The sequence below is a fragment of the Phenylobacterium sp. genome (assembly GCF_046463815.1).
In the GTDB taxonomy this organism is placed as follows: domain Bacteria; phylum Pseudomonadota; class Alphaproteobacteria; order Caulobacterales; family Caulobacteraceae; genus Phenylobacterium.
The window spans coordinates 14,921-38,384 of the sequence record NZ_JBKBRO010000010.1 but is presented as its reverse complement, the minus strand read 5'-3'; the positions used below and the strand labels follow the sequence as shown (position 1 = coordinate 38,384).

Annotated in this window: 28 protein-coding genes, 2 tRNA genes and 1 riboswitch; of the genes, 14 read left to right on the top strand and 16 right to left on the bottom strand. The window is 73.7% G+C overall.

Features of this window, described 5'->3' with window-relative positions; genetic code table 11:
- Nucleotides 1–3: 3 nt before the first annotated feature.
- Genes ACK4TT_RS08375 through tsaD form a run of 4 tightly spaced genes read right to left on the bottom strand, consistent with a single transcriptional unit; the run spans nucleotide 4 to nucleotide 2,738 of the window.
- On the bottom strand, nucleotides 4–369 hold the full coding sequence (locus ACK4TT_RS08375; RefSeq protein WP_409638231.1) for a Rieske (2Fe-2S) protein: 366 nt from the start codon (nucleotides 367–369) through the stop codon (nucleotides 4–6).
- Nucleotides 356–640, bottom strand: coding sequence for a YciI family protein (locus ACK4TT_RS08370; RefSeq protein ID WP_409638228.1), 285 nt, complete (start codon nucleotides 638–640; stop codon nucleotides 356–358). The genes ACK4TT_RS08375 and ACK4TT_RS08370 overlap by 14 nt, the downstream gene beginning before the upstream one ends.
- 8 nt (nucleotides 641–648) lie before the next feature.
- Complete coding sequence (locus tag ACK4TT_RS08365) at nucleotides 649–1,638, bottom strand: NAD(P)H-dependent glycerol-3-phosphate dehydrogenase (protein WP_409638225.1); 990 nt, start codon at nucleotides 1,636–1,638, stop codon at nucleotides 649–651.
- Nucleotides 1,635–2,738 (bottom strand): tRNA (adenosine(37)-N6)-threonylcarbamoyltransferase complex transferase subunit TsaD, encoded by a 1,104-nt coding sequence (gene tsaD, locus ACK4TT_RS08360; RefSeq protein ID WP_410212810.1) that lies wholly within the window; start codon nucleotides 2,736–2,738, stop codon nucleotides 1,635–1,637. Before tsaD ends, ACK4TT_RS08365 begins: the two co-directional genes overlap by 4 nt.
- Nucleotides 2,739–2,810: 72 nt before the next feature.
- Here tsaD and hemC point away from each other — a divergent pair, with 72 nt between their 5' ends.
- From hemC to ACK4TT_RS08335, 5 genes are all read left to right on the top strand, one after another.
- A complete protein-coding gene (gene hemC / locus ACK4TT_RS08355) occupies nucleotides 2,811–3,785 on the top strand; it encodes a hydroxymethylbilane synthase (RefSeq protein WP_409638219.1) in 975 nt (324 codons plus the stop codon).
- A 385-nt stretch (nucleotides 3,786–4,170) separates the two neighbouring features.
- Nucleotides 4,171–4,875, top strand: coding sequence for a uroporphyrinogen-III synthase (locus ACK4TT_RS08350; RefSeq protein ID WP_409638216.1), 705 nt, complete (start codon nucleotides 4,171–4,173; stop codon nucleotides 4,873–4,875).
- On the top strand, nucleotides 4,872–5,726 hold the full coding sequence (locus ACK4TT_RS08345) for a COG4223 family protein (protein ID WP_410212809.1): 855 nt from the start codon (nucleotides 4,872–4,874) through the stop codon (nucleotides 5,724–5,726). The genes ACK4TT_RS08350 and ACK4TT_RS08345 overlap by 4 nt, the downstream gene beginning before the upstream one ends.
- Nucleotides 5,723–7,264: a heme biosynthesis protein HemY gene (locus ACK4TT_RS08340; RefSeq protein ID WP_410212808.1), complete on the top strand. Its 1,542-nt coding sequence runs from the start codon at nucleotides 5,723–5,725 to the stop codon at nucleotides 7,262–7,264. Before ACK4TT_RS08345 ends, ACK4TT_RS08340 begins: the two co-directional genes overlap by 4 nt.
- Before the next feature lie 52 nt (nucleotides 7,265–7,316).
- A tRNA-Thr gene (locus ACK4TT_RS08335) sits at nucleotides 7,317–7,392 on the top strand.
- Nucleotides 7,393–7,439: 47 nt separating this feature from the next.
- Here the strand turns inward: ACK4TT_RS08335 and ACK4TT_RS08330 are convergent.
- The gene (locus ACK4TT_RS08330) at nucleotides 7,440–7,811 is read right to left on the bottom strand and encodes a hypothetical protein (protein WP_410212807.1); all 372 of its coding nucleotides are present in this window, start codon (nucleotides 7,809–7,811) and stop codon (nucleotides 7,440–7,442) included.
- A gap of 130 nt (nucleotides 7,812–7,941) precedes the next feature.
- On the opposite strand from ACK4TT_RS08330, the gene ACK4TT_RS08325 reads away from it, so the two are divergent.
- Nucleotides 7,942–9,279, top strand: coding sequence for a hypothetical protein (locus ACK4TT_RS08325; RefSeq protein WP_410212806.1), 1,338 nt, complete (start codon nucleotides 7,942–7,944; stop codon nucleotides 9,277–9,279).
- Here ACK4TT_RS08325 and ACK4TT_RS08320 read toward each other — a convergent pair.
- The 7 genes from ACK4TT_RS08320 to ACK4TT_RS08290 all read right to left on the bottom strand — a co-directional run bounded on the left by ACK4TT_RS08320 (nucleotide 9,257) and on the right by ACK4TT_RS08290 (nucleotide 13,946).
- Complete coding sequence (locus ACK4TT_RS08320) at nucleotides 9,257–9,439, bottom strand: hypothetical protein (protein WP_410212805.1); 183 nt, start codon at nucleotides 9,437–9,439, stop codon at nucleotides 9,257–9,259. The two genes, ACK4TT_RS08325 and ACK4TT_RS08320, sit on opposite strands and share 23 nt — an antisense overlap.
- A 30-nt stretch (nucleotides 9,440–9,469) precedes the next feature.
- Nucleotides 9,470–10,435, bottom strand: a complete 966-nt coding sequence (locus tag ACK4TT_RS08315; protein WP_410212804.1) for a glycosyltransferase — start codon at nucleotides 10,433–10,435, stop codon at nucleotides 9,470–9,472.
- 18 nt (nucleotides 10,436–10,453) lie between these two features.
- Nucleotides 10,454–11,728, bottom strand: a complete 1,275-nt coding sequence (locus ACK4TT_RS08310) for an Nramp family divalent metal transporter (protein WP_410212803.1) — start codon at nucleotides 11,726–11,728, stop codon at nucleotides 10,454–10,456.
- A 92-nt stretch (nucleotides 11,729–11,820) separates the two neighbouring features.
- Nucleotides 11,821–12,231 carry a hypothetical protein gene (locus ACK4TT_RS08305; protein WP_410212802.1) on the bottom strand — a complete coding sequence of 137 codons (411 nt, stop codon included), beginning with the start codon at nucleotides 12,229–12,231 and terminating at the stop codon, nucleotides 11,821–11,823.
- Nucleotides 12,232–12,317: 86 nt separating this feature from the next.
- Nucleotides 12,318–13,061, bottom strand: a complete 744-nt coding sequence (locus ACK4TT_RS08300; protein WP_410212801.1) for an SIR2 family NAD-dependent protein deacylase — start codon at nucleotides 13,059–13,061, stop codon at nucleotides 12,318–12,320.
- A gap of 293 nt (nucleotides 13,062–13,354) precedes the next feature.
- Nucleotides 13,355–13,636, bottom strand: a complete 282-nt coding sequence (locus ACK4TT_RS08295) for a DUF167 family protein (protein ID WP_410212800.1) — start codon at nucleotides 13,634–13,636, stop codon at nucleotides 13,355–13,357.
- 4 nt (nucleotides 13,637–13,640) lie between these two features.
- Nucleotides 13,641–13,946, bottom strand: coding sequence for a YggT family protein (locus ACK4TT_RS08290; protein WP_410212799.1), 306 nt, complete (start codon nucleotides 13,944–13,946; stop codon nucleotides 13,641–13,643).
- Between the two features lie 100 nt (nucleotides 13,947–14,046).
- On the opposite strand from ACK4TT_RS08290, the gene ACK4TT_RS08285 reads away from it, so the two are divergent.
- The 7 genes from ACK4TT_RS08285 (at nucleotide 14,047) to ACK4TT_RS08255 (ending at nucleotide 18,758) form a co-directional block, all read left to right on the top strand.
- A tRNA-Ala gene (locus ACK4TT_RS08285) sits at nucleotides 14,047–14,122 on the top strand.
- 125 nt (nucleotides 14,123–14,247) lie between these two features.
- Nucleotides 14,248–14,309, top strand: a riboswitch (Fluoride riboswitch).
- Nucleotides 14,310–14,414: 105 nt separating this feature from the next.
- Nucleotides 14,415–14,813, top strand: coding sequence for a fluoride efflux transporter CrcB (gene crcB / locus ACK4TT_RS08280; protein WP_410212798.1), 399 nt, complete (start codon nucleotides 14,415–14,417; stop codon nucleotides 14,811–14,813).
- 2 nt (nucleotides 14,814–14,815) lie between these two features.
- A complete protein-coding gene (locus ACK4TT_RS08275) occupies nucleotides 14,816–15,154 on the top strand; it encodes a DUF190 domain-containing protein (protein WP_410212797.1) in 339 nt (112 codons plus the stop codon).
- Nucleotides 15,155–15,198: 44 nt separating this feature from the next.
- Nucleotides 15,199–15,630 (top strand): EamA family transporter, encoded by a 432-nt coding sequence (locus ACK4TT_RS08270; protein ID WP_410212796.1) that lies wholly within the window; start codon nucleotides 15,199–15,201, stop codon nucleotides 15,628–15,630.
- 160 nt (nucleotides 15,631–15,790) lie between these two features.
- Complete coding sequence (locus tag ACK4TT_RS08265) at nucleotides 15,791–16,486, top strand: metallophosphoesterase family protein (protein ID WP_410212795.1); 696 nt, start codon at nucleotides 15,791–15,793, stop codon at nucleotides 16,484–16,486.
- 50 nt (nucleotides 16,487–16,536) lie between these two features.
- Nucleotides 16,537–17,310: a 4-hydroxy-tetrahydrodipicolinate reductase gene (gene dapB / locus ACK4TT_RS08260; protein WP_410212794.1), complete on the top strand. Its 774-nt coding sequence runs from the start codon at nucleotides 16,537–16,539 to the stop codon at nucleotides 17,308–17,310.
- A 5-nt stretch (nucleotides 17,311–17,315) separates the two neighbouring features.
- On the top strand, nucleotides 17,316–18,758 hold the full coding sequence (locus ACK4TT_RS08255; RefSeq protein WP_410212793.1) for an amidase family protein: 1,443 nt from the start codon (nucleotides 17,316–17,318) through the stop codon (nucleotides 18,756–18,758).
- On the opposite strand, the gene dut is transcribed toward ACK4TT_RS08255, so the two are convergent.
- Nucleotides 18,755–19,213, bottom strand: coding sequence for a dUTP diphosphatase (dut, locus tag ACK4TT_RS08250; RefSeq protein ID WP_410212792.1), 459 nt, complete (start codon nucleotides 19,211–19,213; stop codon nucleotides 18,755–18,757). The genes ACK4TT_RS08255 and dut overlap by 4 nt on opposite strands.
- The gene (gene coaBC, locus ACK4TT_RS08245; protein ID WP_410212791.1) at nucleotides 19,210–20,436 is read right to left on the bottom strand and encodes a bifunctional phosphopantothenoylcysteine decarboxylase/phosphopantothenate--cysteine ligase CoaBC; all 1,227 of its coding nucleotides are present in this window, start codon (nucleotides 20,434–20,436) and stop codon (nucleotides 19,210–19,212) included. Before coaBC ends, dut begins: the two co-directional genes overlap by 4 nt.
- 82 nt (nucleotides 20,437–20,518) lie before the next feature.
- Between coaBC and ACK4TT_RS08240 the strand changes: the two genes are divergently transcribed.
- Nucleotides 20,519–21,085, top strand: coding sequence for a hypothetical protein (locus tag ACK4TT_RS08240; protein ID WP_410212790.1), 567 nt, complete (start codon nucleotides 20,519–20,521; stop codon nucleotides 21,083–21,085).
- Between the two features lie 47 nt (nucleotides 21,086–21,132).
- Here the strand turns inward: ACK4TT_RS08240 and ubiB are convergent, their stop codons facing one another.
- Complete coding sequence (gene ubiB / locus ACK4TT_RS08235; RefSeq protein WP_410212789.1) at nucleotides 21,133–22,644, bottom strand: 2-polyprenylphenol 6-hydroxylase; 1,512 nt, start codon at nucleotides 22,642–22,644, stop codon at nucleotides 21,133–21,135.
- Between the two features lie 4 nt (nucleotides 22,645–22,648).
- The gene (locus ACK4TT_RS08230; protein ID WP_410212788.1) at nucleotides 22,649–23,407 is read right to left on the bottom strand and encodes a class I SAM-dependent methyltransferase; all 759 of its coding nucleotides are present in this window, start codon (nucleotides 23,405–23,407) and stop codon (nucleotides 22,649–22,651) included.
- Between the last annotated feature and the right edge of the window lie 57 nt (nucleotides 23,408–23,464).

Below are 23,464 nucleotides of genomic sequence, written 5' to 3'. Positions count from 1 at the left end.
CCGTCAAGCGGTGAAGACCTCGCCGTCCCGGACCTCGACCGGCCAGGGGCGGAGGCGCTCGCCCGTGCAGGGCCCCGCCACGCAGGCGCCGTCCAGGCGGAACAGCGCCCCGTGACCGGCGCACAGGATGTGGCGGGCGTCGCGGGTCAGGTAGCGGTCGTCGAGGGCGGCGAGCGGCCAGCCGGCGTGGGGACAGGAATCCACGAAGCCGCGCACGGCCTCGCCCTCGCGCACCACGAAGCCGGCGAACAGGCGCGAACCCTCGCGGAAGCGGAAGCCCCTGGTCCCCGGATCGGCCAGGTCGGCCACGGCGCAGAGCCGCGTCCCCGGCGGCGGCCGGGCCGGATTGTCGGGCTCAGAGCTGGCCAATGGAGGCCTTGAATTCCTTGATGGTCACTGACTGCCAGAGGCCGGCCAGGGTGTAGGGGTCGGCGGCGTTGAACGCCTCGGCGGCGGCGCGGTCGGCCACGTCGAGGATCAGCAGGGAGCCCGCCATCTCGCCCTCGTCCGACAGCAGCGGCCCGGCCAGCTTCACCTGCGCGATGCGCTCGCGGACATAGGCCAGGTGCGCCTCGCGGGCGCCCAGGCGGACCTGCAGCGCGTCGGGCTTGTCGAGGCAGACGAGGGCGTAGAGGGCCATGATGATCCTTAGAATTCGTCCTTGAGCGGCCGGGCGAGCAGGCCGCGGATGGCGGTGTCGACGTTCACCTCGCCGGCCAGGATGGCGGCGACGGCTTCCGAGATCGGGACCTCCACGCCGAGCCTGGCGGCCAGGTCGCGGACGGCGGGCGCCGAGGCCACGCCCTCGGCCACCGAGAGCTTGCCGGCGAGCGCCTGTTCGAGGGTCTCGCCCCGGCCGAGCGCCAGGCCGACGCTCATGTTGCGGGACTGGGCGCTGGAGCAGGTGAGCACGAGGTCGCCCAGGCCGCAGAGGCCGCGCAGGGTGTCGGCCTGCGCCCCCAGCGCCACGGCCAGGCGGGTCAGCTCGGCGAAGCCGCGGGTGATCAGCGAGGCGTGGGCCGAACGGCCGAGGCCCCGGCCCTCGGAGATGCCGCAGGCGATGGCCAGCACGTTCTTCACCGCCCCGCCGGCCTCGGCGCCGATCATGTCGAGGGCGACGTACGGCCGGAACTCGGGCGTGGCGATGGTCTGGGCGAGCCGCCGGCCCAGGTCCTCGTCCGGGCAGGCCAGGGTGACGGCGGTGGGCAGGCCGCGCGCCACCTCGCCCGCGAAACTGGGCCCCGAGAGCACGGCCGGCGCGGCGTGCGGCACGGTCTCGGCCAGCACCTGCGTCATCAGCTTCAGCGTGCGCTGCTCGATCCCCTTGGCGCAGAGCACGACGGGCAGGCCGTCGCGGGCGTGGGGGGCGAAGGCTTCCAGCGTGGGCCGCAGGAACTGGGCGGGCGCCACGGCCAGGATCAGGTCGCAGGACGCCAGTTCGGCGAAGTCGGCGACGGCCTGGATCGCGGGCTCAAGGGCCACGCCCGGCAGGAACAGGCGGTTCTCGCGGTGGGCGTCGATGGAGGCCACAACGTCGGGCTCGCGGGCCCAGAGCACGACCTCAAGCCCCGCCCGCGCGCAGACCTGGGCGAGCGCCGTGCCCCAGGCGCCGCCGCCGATGACGCCGGCCCGCTTCACGCCTTGGCCCCCTTGCGGCCGGGGACGTGGGTGGGGCTGGCCGCGGCGGCGGCCGCGTCCAGCGGCCAGCGGGGCCGGGCCGGGGCGTCGAGGGGATCGGTGAGGCCGAGCGCGAGGCGTTCGGCGCCGGCGAGCGCGATCATCGCGGCGTTGTCCGTGCAGTAGGCGAGCGGCGGGGCGTGGAAGGAGAAGCCGCGGGCGGCGGCGGTCTCGGTAAGGCGGGCGCGGACCAGGCGGTTGGCCGCCACTCCGCCGGCGACGACGAAGCGCAGGTCGCGTCCCTGGTGCTCGCGGGCGTAGATCTGGAGCGCGCGGTCGGACTTCTCGGCGAGCTGGCTGGCGATGGCGGCCTGGACGGCGGCGGCGAGGTCGCGGCGGTCGACCTCCGAGGTCAGGCCCTCGGCGATGCGGGCGGCGGCGGTCTTCAGCCCCGAGAACGAGAAGTCGCAGTCCTTCCGTCCCAGCAGCATGCGCGGCAGGGGGAAGCGGGCGGGATCTCCACCCTCGGCCAGCTTCTCCAGGGCCGGGCCGCCGGGATAGGGCAGGCCCAGCGTCTTGGCGATCTTGTCGAAGGCCTCGCCGGCCGCGTCGTCGATGGTCGAGCCCAGGCGGCGGCAGGCGCCCACGCCCGCCACGTCCAGGAGCTGGCAGTGCCCGCCCGAGACCAGCAGCAGCAGGAAGCGATAGGGCAGGTCCGCGCCCAGCCGGGCCGAGACGGCGTGGCCCTCCAGGTGGTTCACGGCCACGAGCGGCAGGCCGCGGGCCAGGGCCACAGCCTTGCCGAACGACAGGCCCACCATCACCCCGCCCACCAGGCCCGGTCCCGCCGTGGCGGCCACGCCGGTGAGGTCGCCGTAGCCCAGGCCGGCCTCGGCCATGGCCCGGGCGGCGATGGAATCGATGCTCTCGACGTGGGCGCGGGCGGCGATCTCGGGCACCACGCCGCCGAACGGCGCGTGCTCGGCCACCTGGCTGGCGATCACCGAGGACAGCACCTCGACCCGGCCGTCGGCATGGCGGCGCACCACCGAGGCGGCGGTCTCGTCGCAGCTCGTCTCCAGGCCAAGCACGGTGTGGTCGGGTTGGGTGGCGGTGGTCATCCGGTTGCCGGGGGCGGCCTGCTGGGCTAGCAGGCCCTTCTTGTCTTTCCGCTCCGAGGTAGACCGCCCACCGTGCCCACGCAACCTGCAGGCCAAGCGCCCGTCCGGATCGGGGCCCGCGGCTCCAAGCTCAGCCTCGCCCAGGCGGGCATGATGCAGCGCCGGATCGCCGAGGCCCTTGGCGCGGATCCGCTGGACGCCGCCCAGGTGGAGCGCGTCGCGCCGCTGATCGTCATCACCACCACCGGCGACCGGGTGCAGGACCGCCGCCTGCTGGAGATCGGCGGCAAGGGCCTCTTCACCAAGGAGATCGAGGACGCCCTGCTGGACGGGCGGATCGACTGCGCCGTCCACTCGATGAAGGACATGCCGGGCGAGCTGCCGCAGGGCCTCTGCATCGCCGCCATCCCCGAGCGCGAGGACCCGCGCGACGCCTTCCTGAGCCGGGGGCCTGAGACCCTGGAAGACCTGACCCAGGGCGCGATCCTCGGCACCGCCAGCCTGCGCCGCCAGGCCCAGAGCCTGCACCGGCGGCCCGACCTCGACGTCCAGCTCCTGCGCGGCAACGTCGACACCCGGTTGGCCAAGCTGGAGGCCGGCGAGGCCGACGCCATCCTCCTGGCCTATTCGGGCCTGCGGCGCCTGGGCCTCGGCCACCTGCCCAAGAGCCTGATCGACCCCAAGCTCGCCCCGCCCGCCCCCGGCCAGGGCGCGCTGGCCATCGAGACGCGCGTCGCCGACCGCGACCTGCCGTGGGTCCAGGCGCTCCGCTGCCACCCGACCACCGTGGCGGTGGCCGCCGAGCGCGGCGCGCTCGTCGCCCTGGAGGGTTCTTGCCGCACGCCGATCGGGGCGCACGCCTGGCTGGAGGGCGGGACGCTGAAGCTGATCGTCGAGGCCCTGTCGCCGGACGGCAGGCTGCGCTTCCGCCGCGAGGGGCAGACCGAAGTGGCCCAGCTCGCCGCCCCGGAAGCCTCGGCCCGCGACCTGGGCATGGGCCTGGGCCTGGCCATCAGGGCCGAGGCCGGCGACGCCATCGTGCTGTGAGGCAGGCCTCGCCCGTGGGCGAGGCGACGTCGGACCACGGAAGACACCGAAGGACGCAGAGGGGCGTTAGTTCGGCGGGCGCCGCGCCCGGTCCCTTTGAACCACGGATTTCACCGATTTCACGGATTGGGGCGCGGCGGATCATCCGTGCAATCCGTGGTCAGACGCCGCTTCGCGGCCGGGCCTCGCCATTTCGCCCGCGCCGGCCTTCTCCCTGCCCTCTCCCTCTCCGAGCTGCGCTCGGGGGGAGAAGAGGTGCGGCGTCGCATCCGCGTCACGCTCGCGTGGGAGGTGTGGCGCGGGGACACGCGGGGATTGAAGAAAAGTGCGCGCTGTCCCAGGGTTATTTCCAAAAGCTAAAGAGGTTCGGGGCGACAAGCAGAGCATGGCCGCCCGACGCCAACGCATCTGGATCACCCGCGCCCAGCCCGGCGCGGACGTCACCGCCGAGCGCGTGCGCGCGCTGGGCCACGAGGCCGTGGTCGCGCCGCTGCTGGCGGTCCGCATCCTGCCGGACGTGGACGTCGACCTGACCGGCGTGGCGGCGCTGGCCTTCACCTCGGCCAACGGCGTGCGGGCCTTCGCCGACGCCTGCGGCGAGCGCAGCCTGAAGGTCTTCGCCGTGGGGGCGGCCACCGCCCAGGCGGCGCGGCAGGCCGGCTTCCGCTCGGTGCTGTCGGCCGACGGCGACGTGGAGGCCCTGGCCGAGGGCATCGGCATCCGGCGCGGCGAGCTGAAGGGGACGGTGCTGCATCCCGGCGCCGCCGAGCCGGCCGGCGACCTGGCCGGGGCGCTGCGCAAGCACGGGGTCGAGGCCCGCCACCTGATCCTCTACAAGACCGCCCCGGTGGCGATCAGCGACGCCGAGACCGAGACGCTGATCCGGTGCGACGCGGCCCTGCTGCATTCGCCGCGCGCCGCCCAGGTGCTGGCGAAGATGCTGAAGGTCCACCCCGCGCCGGACCTCCGGGCGCTCGGCCTGTCGAAAGCCGTCATCAAGCCCTTGCAGCGAACGCCCTTGGCGGCCAAGGCCTATCCGCCCTTCCCCCTGGAAGCGGCCCTGCTCAACCTGATCGACCGCCGCCCATGACCGCGCAGACCGACCCCGCCCTGCCCAAGGATCCCGCCGACTACCGCCGCGGCGCGCGGCCGGCGCTGGGCCTTTGGTCGCTGCTGGCGCTGTGCGGCCTGTGCCTGCTGGTCGGCGCCGGGGTCGCGGTCGTGGCCCCCCGCCTGCTGCCCGGCCGGACCCCTGCCGCGCCGGCGCCGACGGCGGCCGTGGCGACCGCGCCCGCGACGCCCCTCGCGCCGCCCGCGCCGCCGCCTGTCGCGGAGGACCCCGACACGGCCGAGATCGCCCGGCTGAACGCACGCATCGCGACGCTGGAGAGCCAGGGCGCGCGCACCAGCGAGGCCGCCGCCGCCGCGCTCGCCGCCAGCGTCCTCGTGGAGACCACCCAGGGCTCTCGGCCCTTCGCGGGCGAACTCGGCGCCCTGCGCCGGGCCGCCCCCGACCTGCCGGAGCTCGCCGCCCTCGCCCGCGTCGCCGAAACGGGCGCGCCGAGCCGCGCGGCGCTGGCCGCAACCTTCCCCGAGTACGCGGCGCGCGCCGCCACGGCCGCCCGCCGGCCCGCCGACGGGGCCCGGCTGGGCGACCGGATCGTCTATGTGATGTCCCGCGTGGTCAGCGTGCGCCGGGTGGGGGACGTCTCCGGGTCCGGCCCCGACGCCGCCCTGGCCCGCGCCGAGCGGGCCCTGGCCGAGGGCGACGTGCCCCGCGCGCTCAAGGCGCTGGACGCCCTGCCGCCCGCCGCCCGCGACGCCCTGGCGCCCTGGCGGGCCGAGGCCGAGCGCCGCGCCGAGATCGACCGGCAGGTCGCGGCCCTTCGGACGCGGGCCTCCGACGACCTTGCGACCCAGACCGGGGGAGACGACGCATGATCCGGGCCGCCATCGTCTTCTTCCTGGTGGCCGCCGTCGCGGTGGCCGTGCTGGCCCTCACCGGCGACCCCGGCCAGGCCAGCGTCGTCTGGCTGGGCTGGCGGGCCGACATGACCGCCGCCGCGGCCATCCTGATCGCCCTGATCGCGAGCCTGCTGGCGGCCTTGATCTGGCGCACGGTGCTCTGGGTGCTGGACGCCCCGCAGAGGGCCGAGCGGGCCCGGGCCGAGGCCCGCCGGCGGCAGGCCAACGACGTCCTGGCGCGCGGCTTCCTGGCCGCGGCCGGCGGCGACGGCTCCGAGGCCCGCAGGCTGGCCCGCAAGGCCGCCGAGCTCGCCTCGGACGCGCCGGGGCTGGTGCGCGTGCTGGCCGCCCAGGCCGCCGAGGCCGCGGGCGACGTGGCCGAGGCCCACGCCGCCTACACCGCCATGCTGGGCTTCCCCGAGATGCGGCTGGCCGGCCACAAGGGCCTGATGCAGCTCGCCCAGTCCCAGGGCCAGCGCGAGACGGCGCTGCGCCACGCCCAGGAGGCCTATGGCGAGGCGCGCAGCGCCCGCTGGGCCTGGCGCGCCCTGCTGGAAAACAAGCTGGAGGCCGGCGACTGGGCCGCGGCGCTGGAGCTCGTGAAGAGCGCCCTGGATCGCAAGATCGTGCCGCCCGTGGTGGCCGAGCGGGCCCGCGCCGCCCTGCTGGCCGCCTCGGCGGCCCAGCTCGAGCACGCCCCCGACGCCAAGGCCCGGGCCGTCGCCATGGACCAGGCGGTCGAGGCCGCCAAGCTGCAGCCGGGCTTCGCGCCGGGCGTGGTCATGGCCGCCCGCCTGCTGGCCCAGGGCGGCAAGGTCGGCCGGGCGGCCGCGACCCTGGAGAACGCCTGGCGCGCCGCGCCGCACCCGGCGCTGTGGCTGGCCTACCGCGACCTGCGCACCGACGAGACCCCGCGCGAGCGGGCCAAGCGGCTGTCGGAGCTCGCCGCCGTGAACCCCACCCACCGGGAGAGCCTGATCCTCTATGTGGAACAGGCGCTGATCGCCGGCGACCCGGCGGCGGCGCGCGAGGCGGCCGGGGCCCTGGAGGCGGAGCCCGTCACCGCCCGCATCGCCGGCCTGATGGCGCGGGTGGCCTTCGCGGCGGGCGCGCCGGACGAGGCGCGGGTATGGCTGGCGCGCGGCATCAGCGCCCCGCACGAGCCCGACTGGTCCGACCTCGACCCCGAGGGCCGCGCCTTCGCCTACCACGCCCAGGACTGGGCGCGCCTCGTGATCACCTTCGCCGAGGCGGGCGAGCTCATCCACCCGCGCCACGACCGCGGCGAGCGCGCGCTGCGCGAACTGCCCGACCTGCCGCTGGCCTACGATTCGGAGCCCATGCTGACCGAGCCGGTGCTCTATCCCGTGGACGAGCCTCCAAGGGGCGACGATTTCGGCGGGGACGACTTCGGCGGGGACGAGCCGCCGACCCTCCCGGGTCCCCCCGCGGCGCCTGTCCGGCGAAGGACTGCGAGGCGGCGCTTGGCGAGCGCGCCGAGAGCCGCTAAATAGGCGCTCCTTCGCGGCCGGGCCCGTCCCGCCCGCGGCCGGAAAGCCCTTTTGGGCCGCCATAGCTCAGCCGGTAGAGCGGCGCATTCGTAATGCGTAGGTCGGGTGTTCGAGTCACCCTGGCGGCACCACCCCTCCCCCTGAACACGACGCGCCGCCCGGCGCGGGCCGCCTCCCCTCAGTAGGGCGGCGCGGCGCAGCAGAAGTACCGGCCCTGCCAGAGATCGATGCAGGCCGACGGGCACCAGAGCTGACCCTGAGAATAGAGGCCGTCGTCGCGGAGCGTGACGTCGTCGGGCAGGGTGGTGCAGGACGGGGGCGGGATCGGCCTGGCCGGCGGCGGTCCGGGCGTCTGCCAGTCCCAGCACATCCGGCCGTTGTCGTCGCCCAGGCGCGCGGGCGCCGGACTGACCTTCGGCGCGTCGGCCGGCGCGGCTTCGGCGGGCGGGGGCTCCGCCGGCTGGGCCCCGCCCGCGGGCGCGACGGAAAGCGCCAGTCCCAGGATCGCGGCCGCCCCCGCCGCCGCGCCGAACATCGCCCAAGCCCGCATGTCTTCCATCCCCATGACCAAGCTTGATTCCAGCGGAACATGGTCCGGGCGAATCGGCAACCCGGCCAACCCCGGGTCGCGCTTCCGGGCCGCCCGGCAATCGGCTAGGAGGCGGGCAAGGGGGAATTCGATGGACTACGCCTTCGAGGACGCCGCGCTCGAACAGGAGATCGCCGAAGCCGCGGCGATCGCCGATCCGACGGCCCGGAACTCGGCCCTCAACGCCGTCTTCACCAGGCTGATCCGGCTCCCGGGGAAGTTCAGGACGCCGGAAATCTACGGCCGCAAGCTGTTCGCCCCGGGGCTGGACGCCCTGATCCCCATGGTCGCCGGCCGCCTGGGCCTCGGCGACCGGCCGGGCGTGAAATCCAACGACAACCCCTGCATCGTCGACACCCGCCTCTACGGCACCGGCGGCCATAGCCGGGTGGTGGCCGACATCCTGAACCACCTGCGGCCGGCCACGGCGGCCATCATCCATACCGACCTCTACCGCGAGCTGCGCTACCGCGCCTTCATGGGGGCGCACGGCCTGCGCACCGACATGGGCGAGCGGGCGACGATGATCGTGCGCGGCGAGACGGTGCCGGAGCTGGCCGCGGCCATCTACTCCACCCTGGCGGCGCTCAGGCCCACGCGGATCTTCCTGCTGTGCCATCCGATGGACGTCGCCGCCGTCCTGGCCTGCTGGCCGTTCCGCGACGTGGTCGACTTCGTGCACCACGCCGACCATGTGCCGGCGCTGGGGGTCACGCTGCCGTTCTCCGGGCACGCCGACCCGACATTCACCTGCCACCTGGCCTGCCGGGCGGCGGGGCTGGACGCCGTCTATGTCGGCCTGACAGCCCCCCACGTCGACCTGCCGCCCCGGTCCGGCCGCGGCGGGCGGCCCGTCCGGCTGGCGACCTGCGGCAGTCCGCACAAGTACGCCGGGACCTTGGCCGGCCACACCTGGGGCGACTACGCCGCGGCCGTGCTCGCCCGACCCGACACCGAGGTCGTCCACATCGGCCCGACGACGCCCGAACTGGAGGGGGCCGTCCGGCAGGCCCTGGAGACCGCGGGCGTCGACCCGGCCCGGTACGTCTTCACGGGATACGCGCCGAACCTGCCGCGGGCCCTGGTCGAGAGCGGGGCCGAGATCTACCTGTCGAGCTTCCCGGAAAGCGGCGGCAAGGCCAACTTGGAGGCGCTGGCCGCCCACCTGCCGATGATCGTGCCCCGGGCGCCGGAGCCGCCGCCGCTGCTGCGCTTCGGACTGCCGCTGCCCCGGTGCATCCAGATCGTGGAGCCCGGTCAGATGTCCGCCGCCATCGACGCCGCCCTGGCCCTGGGCGAGACCCTGCGGACGCCGCAGGCGCAGGCGCATCTGGCGCAGGAACTCGGCCGCTTCGGCGCCTGGGTGAAGGACCTGAAGGCCGAGCCGTTGACGGCCGAGGCGGACCTCAGCCTGCCGCCTCCGCGGTGACCATGGCGTAGCGGACCAGCTCCTTGTCGGAGAGCCAGCGCATGTCGTTGGGCCGGGCGGGCGGGGCCGGCGTGAGCAGCTCCAGCCTGGCGCCCAGGCGGGCGCGGTCGGCCCGGTCGGCGACAAAGTAGGTCCGCAGCCAGATGCGCGCGGGGGCCATCCAGCCAGGCGGCGTCCCTGAGCGCGCGGATCATGCGGGCAGGGGGCCGGCGGAGACGCGGGCGTCGGGCGCCAGCCGCATCCAGGCCGCCTCCAGGGCTGTTTGGAAGCGCGCGTGGGACCACAGCTCGGCCGTGGCGCGGCCGGCCTCGACGCGGCGGGCGAGCTCCGGACCGGCCGTCCGGACCACGTCGGCGGCCTCGGCGAGCGCATCGGCGGCGGCCTCGCAATCGTCCTCGGCGACCCAGAAGCCGTTCTCGGGGGTGGCGAAGTCGCGGCCGCCGATCCCCGTGAACCCCGCGCAGACGCAGCCGCTGGCCATGGCTTCCAGCGGCGTCATGCCCACCGATTCCAGCCGGCTCAGGCTGAGGAACAGCGCCGACCTCGCGAAGACGTCGGCCACCGTCGATTCGGGCGCCTCGTCCAGGATCGCCCAGCCGATGCCGGCGTGGGCGGGATGGAAACGGCGGAACATGGCCTGGATCGCCTGGGCCTCGAAGGGCCGCTTGCGCGGCGCGCAGGCGATGGCGAGGGCCTTCGCGGCGCCGGGCCGGAAGACCCGCTCGTCGGCGAAGCAGGGGACGAGCTCCACCCGGGCCTCGGGGAAGGCCCGCAGGATCGAGGCGGTGCAGGTCCGACCCACCGAGATGAAGTCGGGGAAGCGTCCGGGCGGGAAGCGGGCCACGCCGGCGTAGCCCAGGGCGGCGAAGGTGAACTGGTTCTGGCAGAAGACGACCGAGCGCAGGGGTAGGTCCGCGGCGTGGGCGATGGCGTTGGGCGCGTCGTCGGGAACGACCAGGATGTCGTCCGGGCGGAAGTCCGTCTCCACTTCCACCGGGCCCCGATAGGTCGTCCACCGGGGCATGACGTTGGCGGCCCTGCGCCAGAAGACGGCGTCGAAGCCCAGCGCCCGGAGCGTCTCCACATGGCGCAGGATCATCTTCTGGCCGCCGGCGACCTGGCCGGTCGGAAACCCGAGATAGACGATGCGGCTCATGTAACGTGGGTAGCGGCTTCAGCCCGCGAAGGCCATGGCCAGCGCGGCCGCCGCCATGACGGCGGTGGTGAGCCAGCCCAGGACCAGCACCGCGCCATGTTCCCGGAAGCCGCCCATCAGCCGCCGCCGGCTGGCCACCCACATCATCGCCGCGATGATCGGCACGGCCGCGACGCCGTTGATCACCGCGCTCCAGAGCAGGGCCTTCACCGGATCCAGCGGCGAGAAGCCGATGCCGACGCCCAGCAGGGTCGCGGCGCCGATCACGCCGTAGAAGCCCACCGCCTCCCACGGCTTGTTCTCCAGGCCGCACTTCCAGCCGCGGGATTCCCCGAAGGCGTAGGCGGCCGAACCCGCCAGCACCGGCACGGCCAGGAGGCCGGTGCCGACAATGCCGAGGGCGAACAGGGCGAAGGCGAAATCGCCCGCCACCGGCCGCAGGGCCTCGGCCGCCTCGGCCGCCGTCTCGATCTGGGCGCCGCCCGGGCGGCCGTGCAGGGTCACCGCCGTGCTCAGCATGATGGCGAAGGCCACGAGGTTCGAGGCGGCCATGCCGGCGAAGGTGTCGACGTTGATGCGGCGCAGCTCGCGCCGCGCCTGGCGCGGGGCCTCCCGGAGCGGCTTCGCGCCCCGGTGGTTGCCGATCTCCTCCACCTCCTGGCTGCTCTGCCAGAAGAAGAGGTAGGGGCTGATGGTGGTGCCGAAGACGGCGACGATCATCATCAGCGCCTCGCGGCTGGGCTCGAAGCGCGGGATGAGGACGGCCGTCAGCGCCGCGCCCCAGTCGACGCCCACCACCAGCACCACCGCCACGTAGGACAGCAGCACCAGGGTCAGCCACTTCAGGAAGCGGGCGTAGCGCGCGTAGGGCACGAAGAGCTGCAGGACCAGCGAGACCAGCGCGAAGGCCACCGTCATGGCCTGGGCGTTCCAGCCAAGCGCCAGCTCGGCCGCCTCGCCCATGGCCGCCAGGTCGGCGCCGATGTTGATGGTGTTGGCCACGAACAGCAGGACGACCAGGCCGGACACCGCGGGCCTCGGCATCACCTCGCCCATGTTCATGGCCAGGCCCTTGCCGGTCACCCGGCCGATGCGCGCACTGACGAGCTGCACCGCGCACATCAGGGGATAGGTCAGCACCGTCGTCCACAGCATGGCGAAGCCGAACTGGGCGCCGGCCTGGCTGTAGGTGGCGATGCCGCTGGGATCGTCGTCGGCGGCCCCGGTGATGAGGCCGGGCCCGAGATTCTTGAAGGTCGCGGCGCCCCTCAGCCGCCTATGCAGTCTCTCCATACGGGCTCCGCACCGGCTCCAGCGACAGGAATGCGGAGCTTAGCCGCAGCCTTCCCCTTCCCGCCAGAGGCGGCCGCATGCCGGCGGGCGCGTCAGAGCGGCGCGCAGGTGGAGAGGTTGACGGGCCCCGCCTCGGCGCGGGTCCACTGGCCGCCGGCCTTGGTGAAGCGCGCGAAGGCCGAGCCGGACTTGCCGGTCGAGCCGTCGGGATTTCGACCCGAGAAGCGCATGGCGGCCACGACCTGGGCGGTGACGCCCTTCGACTGCGCCTCGGGCGTGATCTCCTGGGCGCCCTTGCAGGTGACCTCGAAGCCTTCGCAGCCCTTGCCGTCCACCTTGGCCTTGCAGGCGGGATGGCCGGCCTCGATGTCGCCGCGCCAGGCCAGCACCTGGGCGTCGAGCCCGGCGTAGGGGTCGCTGGAGTCGGCCGCGCCCCCGCCCGAACCGCAGGCGGCGAGCAACAGGCTGAGCGACAGGACGGCGGCGGCGGGACGAAGGATCAAGGCGCGAGCTCCGCGAAATCGAGGAAGCGGAGCCCTTAACGCGCCGATCAAGGCGCCGTTGTGACGAATCCGCGGGAAGGCGCCTTTTAGGGCGCCGGCGCCGCCGCCGTCATCACCGGCCCGATCTCGTCGTGCAGCACGAGGTCGGCGTAAGGGTCGAGGTCGGTGGGCTCGCGGTTGACGATGGCGAGCCTGGCCCCGTGGCGCTTGGCCAGGATCGGGAAGCCTGCCGCCGGATAGACCACCAGGGACGAGCCCAGCACCAGGAAGAGGTCGCAGGCGAGCGTCTCGGCCTCGGCGCGGGCCATGGGCTCGGGCGGCATGGCCTGGCCGAAGGAGATCACCGCCGTCTTCACCAGGCCGCCGCAGACGCGGCACGAGGGCAGGTCGCCGGTGGCCTCGTACAGGGCCTTCAGTTCGGGCAGCTCGTGGCGTTCCTCGCATTCCAGGCAGGCCGCGTAGCTGGCGTTGCCGTGCAGCTCGATCACCTTCTCCGGCGGCACGCCCGAGGCCTGGTGCAGGTTGTCGACGTTCTGGGTGATGACGCTGGACGCCTTGCCCTGGGCGACGAGGCGCGCGACGGCGTGGTGGCCGGCGTTGGGCGCGCGGCCCACCCAGCCCGCGGCGCCGGAGAACGCCCGCTCCCAGGCCTCGCGGCGTTTCTCCTCGCTGGAGACGAACTCCTGGAAATAGATGGGCTTCATCCGGCTCCACACGCCGCCCGGGCTGCGGAAGTCGGGGATGCCGGATTCGGTCGATATGCCCGCGCCGGTGAACACCACGATGCGGCGGGCGTCGGCGATCATCCGGGCGAGGTCGGCTCTGGACATGGCGCCGAGGTTAGCGCCGGCGGGGCCTCGTCGGGAGGGGGATCGGCCCGGTCGCGGTCGGGGGGGGGCGCCAGGGGTGTGAGGCCGGGCCGATCCGTGACCGTCCGTGTCCGACAGGCAAGTCGTTGGAGGGTCGGGGGAATAACCGCTTCTCAAATTACAGGTTCCGGCGTGCGCGGAAAATTCGGTCCCGTCCGGGAGGGAACCACGGATTGCACGGATTTCACGGATGACCTCCGCGATCCGTGGAATCCGTGAAATCCGTGGTTGGAATGGGCCGCGACGCGGCCTGTTCAGCCCGGCGCGCCGAACACCCGTGCGAAATCGGCCTCGTCGGCGCCGTCGATCTCCAGGCGCTTCACCCGCGAGGTCTCGCCGCTGGCGATCCGCACGGCCGACTTGGGGACCTTCAGGGCCCTGGCGATCAGCACGGTGACGGCGGCGTTGGCCGCGCCGTCCGAGGCCGCCGCGCTCACCCGCACCTTCAGGACCGGCCGCCCGGCCTCGTCCACGCTCCAGCCGTCCACGGCGTCGCGCCCGCCCTTGGGCGTCACCCGGACGGCGAGGCGGGCCATGGCCCTAGCCCAGCGCGGCGATGACGGGGGTGAAGATCATCGGCAGCAGGTAGCGGATGACGCCCTGCAGCACGAGGATGGCGATGATCGGGCTGATGTCCACGCCGCCGAGCGGCGGGATGACCTTCTGGAACGGGGCCAGCACCGGCCGGGTCACCGCGTCCAGGAAGCGGACCACGCCATAGACGAACTGGTTGCGCAGGTTGATGACGTTGAACGCCACCAGCCAGCTCATCACCGCGCTGATGATGATCGCCCAGACCAGCAGTTCCAGCAGGGTGGAGACGATGAAATAGAGAAAGCTGCCCATCGGGGAAGGGTTTAGCGGGCTTTCGGGCGGCGGCAAAGCGGGGCTTCCGAACCGCGCGCTTGACAGGCGCCCCGCCAATCGCCTTATTCCGCGCCTTCCTGGGGCCGTAGCTCAGTTGGTAGAGCGCCTCGTTCGCAATGAGGAGGTCAGGGGTTCGACTCCCCTCGGCTCCACCAATCCTTCCGGATTGGCCCCCGGGAACGCTGAATTGCCCAGCAAGATCATGCCGAAGCCGGTCGCGGAGCGCCGCGGCGCGGGCGTCGCCGCGACGGAGCTTGACCCGGCGCCTCTCGCGCGCCAATCAGGGCGTGGGGATGGAGTCCCCCTTAAAACCGCCGTGAGGCTGATGACTCCTACCGACGTGAACACGCGGTGGGATTCTGTCCGGGGGCCTGCCGCGTCAGACCCGTTCTCCCCCGACATGAGTGACCGGCCGACACCATCGCGGTCGGCGACGCAGGAGGTCGCGTGGCGACATACCTCTGGATAGCCCTCGGCAGCGCGCTGGGCGGCATGGCGCGCTATGGCTGCTCAAGCCTGATCTCGAACTGGATCGGGCCGACGTTTCCATGGGGCACGCTGGTCGTGAACGTCGTCGGCTCCTTCGTCATCGGCTTCTTCGCGACGCTCACCGGTCCGGACGGCCGCGTCCTGGTCCCCTCGGATGCGCGCCAGTTCGTCATGGTGGGGCTCTGCGGCGGGTTCACGACCTTCTCGTCGTTCAGCCTGCAGACGCTCGCGCTCGCGCAGGACGGCGAGATGCTGCGCGCGGGCGCCAACGTCGGCGGTTCGGTGCTGGCCTGCCTGGTCGCCGTCTGGGCGGGCTACGTCGCCGCCGCCGCGCTCAATTCTGTGAAGGGAGGCTGAGCATGAAAGCCCCACAATCCGCCGTCCTCGTCCGCATCTACACCGAGGAGGGCAAACGGAACGGCGATGGGCCGCTCCACGAGGCCATCGTCCTGAAGGCCCGCGAACTTGGCCTGGCCGGAGCGACCGTGCTTCGGGGGCCGATGGGCTATGGCCACACCCACGCGATCCACACCGCCAAGATCCTGGATCTCTCGGCCAGGCTGCCCCTCGTGATCGAGATCGTCGACACCAGGGAGAAGGTCGACGCCCTGCTCGAGGCGCTGGGCGACATGCGCGACCTCGGCCTGGTGACCACCGAGAACGTGCAGGTCGTACATTACGGCGACGGCGACCTGTGATCCGGCAGGCTCCGCCGATCGCCCCACCCTGAGGGAGGCGCCTCATGCAGGCCATACCGTGGCAGGCCTGGGCTCTGATGTCCGCCGGCTTCGCCGCCCTGACCGCGATCTTCGGCAAGGTCGGGGTCGAGAACATCAACAGCGACTTCGCCACGCTCATCCGGACCTTGGTGATCATCGTCGTGCTCGCCGGCATCCTGGCGGCGACGCGTCAGCTCCAGCCGCTCTCGACGATCTCCGCGAGGACCTACCTGTTCCTGACGCTTTCAGGCCTGGCCACCGGCGCATCGTGGCTCTGCTACTACCGCGCCCTCAAGCTCGGCGACGCGGCTCGCGTCGCGCCGGTCGACAAGCTGAGCGTCGTCCTCGTGGCGGTATTCGGGGTGGTGTTCCTCGGGGAGCGGCTGTCGGGCTGGAACTGGGCGGGCGTGGCCCTGATCGCCGGCGGCGCCGTGCTCGTGTCGCTGAACTCCTGACGCCGGACGGCGCCCGCTGGCCCGGGCGGCGGCGTTCGTTGTCCGTAAGGGAGCGCGAGCCTATCCTCTGGGCTTCCCAAGGAGCCCGCCCCTGTTCAGCCTGTTCCGAAAGCGCAAGGCCGAAGCCCCGGCGTCGACCGGCGGGCGGCTGGTCTATGCGGTGGGCGACGTGCACGGGCGGCTGGACCTGTTGGAGCCGCTGTTGGCCGACATCGCCGCGGATGCGCGCGAGAGCGGGGGTAAGCCGCTGATCGTCATGCTGGGCGACTATGTGGACCGGGGGCCGCGATCCAGGGGCGTGGTCGAGCGGCTGATCGCGCTCGCCGCCGATCCGGCCTTCGAGACGCGGCTCCTGAAAGGCAACCACGAGGAGGCGCTGCTGCGCTTCCTGGACGACCCGGCGTTCGGGGCGGTGTGGATGGAGAATGGCGGCGGGCCGACGCTGGCGGACTATGGCGTGCAGCCGCCGGCGGCCCGCACCGACGAGGCGGCCTGGACCCGGGCCCGCGACGCGTTCGCGGACGCCCTGCCGCCCGCGCATCTCGCCTTCTACCGGGGCCTGGAGCTGATGGTGACGGCGGGCGACTACGCCTTCGTCCATGCGGGCGTGCGGCCGGGCGTGGCGCTGGAGGACCAGGCCGAGCGCGACCTGTTGTGGATCCGCCAGGACTTCCTGAGCGCGCCCGGGCCGTTCGGGAAGGCCATCGTCCACGGCCACACGCCCGCCGAGGAGGCGCAGCTCACGCCGCATCGCCTGGGGATCGACACCGGGGCCTATGCGACGGGCGTGCTGACCGCCGTGCGGCTGGAGGGGCAGGAGCGCCGCCTGATGCAGGCCCGGGTGAGCCGCGCTTGACCCGCGCCGCCGCGTCGCGCGAGTTAGGCCCAGCATTTTTCGGAGGGGTCGTGGGCCAGCCAGTCAGGATCGCCATCGCGGGCGCGCTGGGGCGGATGGGCCGGGCCGTGGCCCTGGCCGTGGAGGCCGATCCGGCGCTCGCGCTCGCCGCCCGCTTCGACCGGCCCGGCGCAGAGGGGGAAGGCCTGGTTCCGGTGGACGCGGCGCTCGCCGCCGCCGACGTGGTCATCGACTTCACCACGCCCGCGGCCTCGGCCGAGCTGGCGGGCCGCGCGGCCCAGGCGGGCGTGGCCCTGGTGATCGGCTCCACCGGCTTCGACGGGGCGCAGCTCGGCGCGATTTCGGAGGCGGCCCGCAAGGTCGCCGTGGTGCGGGCCGGCAACTTCTCGCTGGGCGTCAACATGCTGATGGGGCTGGTCGCCCAGGCGGCCCGCGCTCTGCCGGCCGAGGCCTACGACATCGAGGTCTTCGAGGCCCACCACCGGCGCAAGGTGGACGCGCCTTCGGGCACCGCCCTGATGCTGGGCGAGGCGGCCGCCGAGGGCCGGGGCGTGTCCTTGAGCCAGGTCGCCCGCCATGCCCGAGACGGCCTCACCGGCGCCCGGCCCGAGGGCGAGATCGGCTTCTCGGTCATGCGCGGCGGCGGCATCGTCGGCGAGCACAGCGTGGTCTTCGCCGCCGAGGACGAGATCCTGATCCTCTCCCATTCCGCCCGCGACCGGGGCCTGTTCGCCAGGGGCGCCGTCGCCGCCGCCCGCTGGGCCGCGGGGCGCGAGCCCGGCGAGTACGACATGCAGGACGTGCTGGGCCTGAAGGGGCGCTGAAGGGCATGGCCGGGCTCGCGGACCTCGACGCCACGGCCCTGGTCCAGGCGCTCGACGCCAAGCGGGTCTCGGCGGTCGAGCTGCTGAAGGCGGCCCTGGCCCGCCACGAGGAGACCCACGCCAGCCTGAACGCGGTGGTCAACGCCGACCTGGAGCGGGCCTTCGAGCGCGCGCGGGCCATCGACGACCTGAGGTTCAAGGGCGCGCCGGTGGGGCCGCTGGCCGGCGTGCCCATGACCATCAAGGACACCCTGGACGTGGTCGGCATGCCGGCCTCGTCGGGCCTCGCCGACTATCGCCGCCGGCAGTGCGAGGACGCCGTCGCCGTGGCCCTGGCGCGCAAGGCAGGCGCCGTGATCTGGGGCAAGACCAACGTCCCCGTGCTGGCGGCGGACTGGCAGAGCTTCAACGGCCTCTACGGCGCGACCAACAACCCCTGGGACCTCGCCCGCACGCCGGGCGGATCGTCGGGCGGGGCGGCGGCGGCGCTGGCGGCGCGGGTGACGCCCCTGGAGATCGGCTCGGACATCGGCGGATCCTTGCGCATCCCGGCCAGCTTCTGCGGCGTGTTCTCGCACAAGCCCACCTGGGGCATGGTCTCGCAGCGGGGCCACGTGCCGCCCAGGCCCGGCTCGTTCGTGGAGCGGGACCTGAACGTTGTGGGGCCGATGGCCCGTTCGGCCCGGGACCTGCGCCTCTTGCTCTCGGTGATCGAGGACGGGCCTCTCGCGCCCAAGGCGCCGCCCATGGACCTCAGGACCGCGCGCATCGGCGTCTGGCTGGACGAGCCGGCCTTCCCGCTCGACCCGGAGGTGCGCGAAGTCGTCGCCGCCTTCGCCCGCGACATCGGGGCGGCGGGCGCGGCGGTGGAGCCGATCCCCGCGCCGGTGGACGCCCGGGCGCTGCTCCAAGCCTACCAGACCCTGCTGGGGGCCGTGCTGGGCGAGGACCTGCCGCCCGGCGCGCTCAGGCGCATGGAGACCACCCGGCCGCTCGCCCGCCTGGCGCTGCGGCGCGGCGCGGGGCCCCTGTCGCTGGCGGCCATGACGCTCGCCTACACCGCCCGCCACACCGACTGGATGGCCGCCGACGCGGTGCGCGCGCGCCTGCGGCACGAGATCTCCGGGGTGTTCGACCGCTTCGACGCGATCCTGGCGCCCGTGGCTCCCGTGCCGGCCTTCCCGCACGACCACCGGACCTTCCAGCAAAGGTGGCTGATGCCGTCCGACGGGCGGAAGATCGCCTACAACACCCTCCTGACCTGGATCTCGCTGGCCACGGCGCTGCGGCTGCCGGCCACCGTGGTCCCGGCGGGGCGCACGTCGGGCGGCCTGCCGGTGGGGGTGCAGCTCATCGGGCCTCAGGGCGGCGACGGGCGGCTGCTCGCGCTGGCCCAGGCCCTGGACGAGCGGGTGCGCAGCTTCGAGCCGCCGCCGGCGTTCGCCTAGCTGGAGCCCGTCGAGCCGAAGCCGCCGGCGCCGCGGGCGGTCTCGTCGAGGCTCGCCACCTCGGTCCAGGCGGCCTGGACCACGGGCGCCACGACGAGCTGGGCGATGCGGTCGCCGCGACGGACGTGGAAGTCCTCCTCGCCGAGGTTGGCGAGGATCACCTTCACCTCGCCCCGATAGTCGGCGTCGATGGTGCCGGGCGTGTTCAGGCAGGTGACGCCGGACTTCAGCGCCAGGCCCGAGCGCGGCCGCACCTGGGCCTCGTAGCCGGCGGGAAGCGCGAAGGCGAAACCGGTCGGCACCGCGGCCCGCGCGCCGGGCTTGATGGTCAGGGTCTCGCCGTCGGCCACGGCGGCCCGCAGGTCCATGCCGGCGGCCTGGGCGGTCTCGTAGGCCGGCAGCGGCAGGCCCTCGGCGTGGGGCAGGCGCAGGATCGGGACGGTCGGCGCGGTCACTTGAACTCCTCGGCGATGCGGGCGGCTAGCCTCCGGGCCACCTCGGCCTTGGGCGCCCGCTCCCATCGCTCGATTCCGCTCTTGGAGACTATGGCCACGGCGTTGTCGTCGCCGCCCATGGTCCCCGCCACGCTGACGTCGTTGGCGACGATCCAGTCGCAGCCCTTCTTGGCCAGCTTGGCCTTGGCGTAGGCCTCCACGTCGTGGGTCTCGGCGGCGAAGCCCACCACCAGCTTGGGCCGGGCCTTGGCTTTCGACAGGGTGGCCAGGATGTCGGGGTTCTCAACGAGGGCGATCGGCGGCGGACCGCCCTCCCCCTTCTTCACCTTGCGATCGCCCAGGCTCTCGGGCCGCCAGTCGGCCACGGCGGCCACGCAGACGGCGATGTCGGCCGGCAGGGCCGCCTCGCAGGCGGCCAGCATCTGGCGCGCCGTCTCCACGTCCACCCGGGTGACGCCGGCGGGCGCCGGCAGGGCGGTGGGGCCGCTGACCAGCGTCACCTCGGCGCCCAGGTCGGCCAGGGCCCGGGCGATGGCGTATCCCTGCTTGCCGGACGAGCGGTTGGTGATGAGGCGGACGGGGTCGATGGGCTCGGCCGTGGGGCCCGCCGTGACGATGGCGCGTCGGCCCTTGAGAGGCTTCGCCGCCGCGCCGGCCAGCGCGTCCTGGATGGCCTGGAAGATGGCGGCGGGCTCGGCCATGCGGCCCGGGCCGTATTCGCCGCAGGCCATGACGCCCTCGTCGGGGCCCACGAACAGCACGCCGTCGGCCTTCAGGGTCGCGAGATTTCGGCGGACGGCCGGGTGCTCCCACATGCGCACGTTCATGGCCGGGGCCATCAGCACCGGCTTGTCGGTGGCGAGGAGGGTGGTGGAGGCGAGGTCGCCGGCCAAGCCGTTGGCCGCCTTGGCCATCAGGTCGGCGGTGGCCGGCGCCACCACCACGAGGTCGGCCGAGCGCGACAGCTCGATATGGCCCATCTCCGCCTCGTCGGTCAGCGAGAAAAGCTCGGAATGGACCTTGTCCTCGGCGAGCGCCGAGAGGGAGAGCGGGGTGACGAACTCGGCGCCCGCCTTGGTGAGGATCGGGCGCACGCCGATCCCGGCCTTGCGCAGCAGCCGCGTCAGCTCGAGCGCCTTGTAGGCCGCGACGCCACCGCCGACGATCAGGAGAACCCGCTTCCCGTCCAAGCTCGCCGCCCCTTCGCGAAAGAGGGCCCTCATGTAGGGCAATGGGGAGGACTCGACAAACCGGCGGAGCTGTGTTCTCATTTCGTTCCAGCTCGGCTTTGACGGGAGGTTTGGGATGGCTCGGGTGAAGATTGCGCTGGCCCTCTTGGGCGGCGCTGCGGTCCTGGCGCTGGCGGCGTGCGACAACGGCCCCTCGGCGGTGGCCCAGCAGCAGGCGGCGGGGACCCAGATGGCGGTGGCCGAGGCGCCGGAAGCCGCGCCGAGGTCCGGGGCGCGCGAGACGCCGCGCATGGATCACCGGGAGGACCCGGTGAAGCTGGTGGACGGCAAGCCCATGTGGTCGGCCAGCCGCCGCTACTCCGCCGAGGAGAACGCGCGGCGCGCGTTCGAGCGCAACGGCCAGGACTTCGGCGCTCGGTCGGTGGACGAATTCGTGAGGACCGCCCACGCCTTCGTCGAGAAGCCGCCCAAGGGCACGCTGACCCTGACCCGGGCCAACGGCGACCGGCTGTTCTACGACCCCAGAGGCAACGTCTTCGCCGTGGCCAGCAAGGCCGGCGCGCCGCGGACGATGTTCAAGCCCGACGACGGCCCGGCCTACTGGGAAGAGGTCAAGGCCCGCGAGGCCAGGCGCGCCCAGGGCCGGCAGACCGCGCGGCGCGACGCCGACGACGAGGCGTAGGGGCTCCTCCCCACCCTCTCCCTTTCGCTTCGCCGGCGAGAGGAGATCTAGCTCAGCAGCGCCGCCAGCAGGAACGCCAGGCCCGAGGCGGCGGCGCCGAGGGCGAACCAGAGGAGCGGCGTTCCCCCGCGGCGTTCCTCGACCACCGCGACGGCGGTGGGCTGCGGCGCCGTCTGGGCCAAGCGGGCCAGATTCCGCACCGCGCTCTCGGCCTCGGCGGCGAAGCGGCGGACGCGGGTGGCGGGCGAGAGCTCGCGCGCGATCCAGCGGCGCACCACCGGCTCGGACGCCGCCCAGATGTCGTGGTCGGGGTCGATGCGGCGGGCCACGCCCTCGACCGTCATCATGGTCTTCTGCAGCAGCACCAGCTCGGGGCGCAGGCGCATGTCGAAGAGGGCGGTGATCTCGAAGAGCTGGGTCAGCACCCGGCTCATCGGCACGTCCCTGGCGGCGCGGCCGAAGATGGGCTCGCCCACCGCCCGGAGCGCCTGGGCGAAGGCCGAGACGCTGTGGGTCGCCGGGACGTAGCCGGCCTCGAAGTGGACGCGCGCCACCTGCTCGTAGTCGCGCTGCAGGAAGCCCCAGAGGATCTCGGCCAGGTAGCGCCGCTCGGGCGCGCCGAGCCGGCCGATGATGCCGAAGTCCACCGCCGTGATCCGGGCCGGCGGGGCCACGAACAGGTTCCCCTCGTGCAGGTCGGCGTGGAAGACGCCGTGGTCCAGGGCCTGGGCCAGGAAGGCGCGGATCAGGCTGTCGGCCAGCGCCTTGCGGTCCAGCCCCGGCTGGGCGAGCGCATCGTCCTCGGAGAGCGGCCGGCCCTGCGCCCACTCCATGGTCAGCACCCGCTTGCCGACGCCTTCCCAGACGACCTTGGGCGCGGTCATGTAGCCGTCGTGGGCCATCACCTCGGCGAGTTCGTCGGCGCCGGCGGCCTCCAGGCGCAGGTCGAGCTCCAGCTCGGTGGCGCGGACCACGGTCGTGGCGAAACCCCTGGGCTCCAGCCGGCGCGCGGCGGGGACCCAGCGGTCCACCAGCCGGGCGGCCAGGGTCAGCACCGCCGCGTCGTCGGCGACGCGGCGGGCGATGGCGGGGCGCAGCACCTTCACCGCCACCCGGCGGCCGTCGACCAGCGTCGCCTCGTGCGCCTGGGCGAGCGAGGCGGCGGCCACCGGCTCGCCGAAGCTCGCGAACAGGGTCTCCACGGGCCGGCCCAGGGCGTATTCCACCTCGGCCCGGGCGACCGAGGTCGGGAAGGGCGGCAGCCGGTCCTTCAGGCGGCTGAGGTCCTCGGCGAACTCCCGGCCGAAGATGTCGGCGCGGGTGGAGAGGAGCTGGCCCAGCTTGATGGCCACCGGCCCAAGCTGTTCGAGGGCGCGGGCCAGCCGCTCGCCGGGCCGCCCCTGCCGGGCCTGGGGTCCGGCCAAGGCCCGCAAGGCCCGGGCCGCCGTGCGCACCGCCGAGGAATAGAGCGGGTCCAGCTCGCGCGGCATGAGGGCGTCGTTGCGGACCAGGGTCCAGCCGGCTCCGACCAGCCGCAGGAAGGCGCCGACGCCGGCCACGGTCTCAGATCGCCCAGCCGGTGTGCAGGGCCGCGACCCCGCCGGTGTAGTTGGTGAAGCCCGCCCGGCTGAAGCCCGCCTCGCCCATCATGGCGGCGAAGCGGCGCTGGTCGGGGAAGCGGCGGATGCTCTCCACGAGGTACTGGTAGCTGTCGCGGTCGCCGGCCACCCGGGCGCCGATCTCGGGGATCACCTTGAAGGAATAGGCGTCGTAGAGCTTGCGCAGGGCCTCGGTGGTCGGGCGCGAGAACTCCAGGCACAGGAACCGGCCGCCCGGTTTCAGCACCCGGCGGGCCTCGCGCAGGGCGGCGGAGATGTCGGTCACGTTGCGGATGCCGAAGCTGATCACATAGGCGTCGGCGCAGGCGTCGGGGAGCGGCAGGCGCTGGGCGTCGCCCACGGCCCAGGCCATCTCGGGCTCGAAGCCGCGCTCGCGGCCGGCCGCGATCATCTCGGCGTTGTAGTCGATCACGAAGACGCGGGCGTCCGGGCCGCCCCGGCGTTCCTGGGCGCGGCGGGCCATGCGGGCGAAGCGGCGGGCCATGTCGCCCGTGCCGCCGGCCACATCCAGGATGGTCTCGCCCGGCTGCGGGTTGAGGCGCGCGGCGACCGCGTCCTTCCACAGGCGGTGGACGCCCCCGCTCATCAGGTCGTTCATCAGGTCGTAGCGGCGCGCGACCCGGTCGAAGACGCCTCGCACGAGGCCCGCCTTCTCGCTGGCGTCGACGTCGCGGAACCCGAAGGTGGCGGAAGGTCCGGTCATGGCGCGCGTCTTAGCGGTTCGCGCGCCTCCAGCAAAAGTGGAAACCGGTTTTGCGCC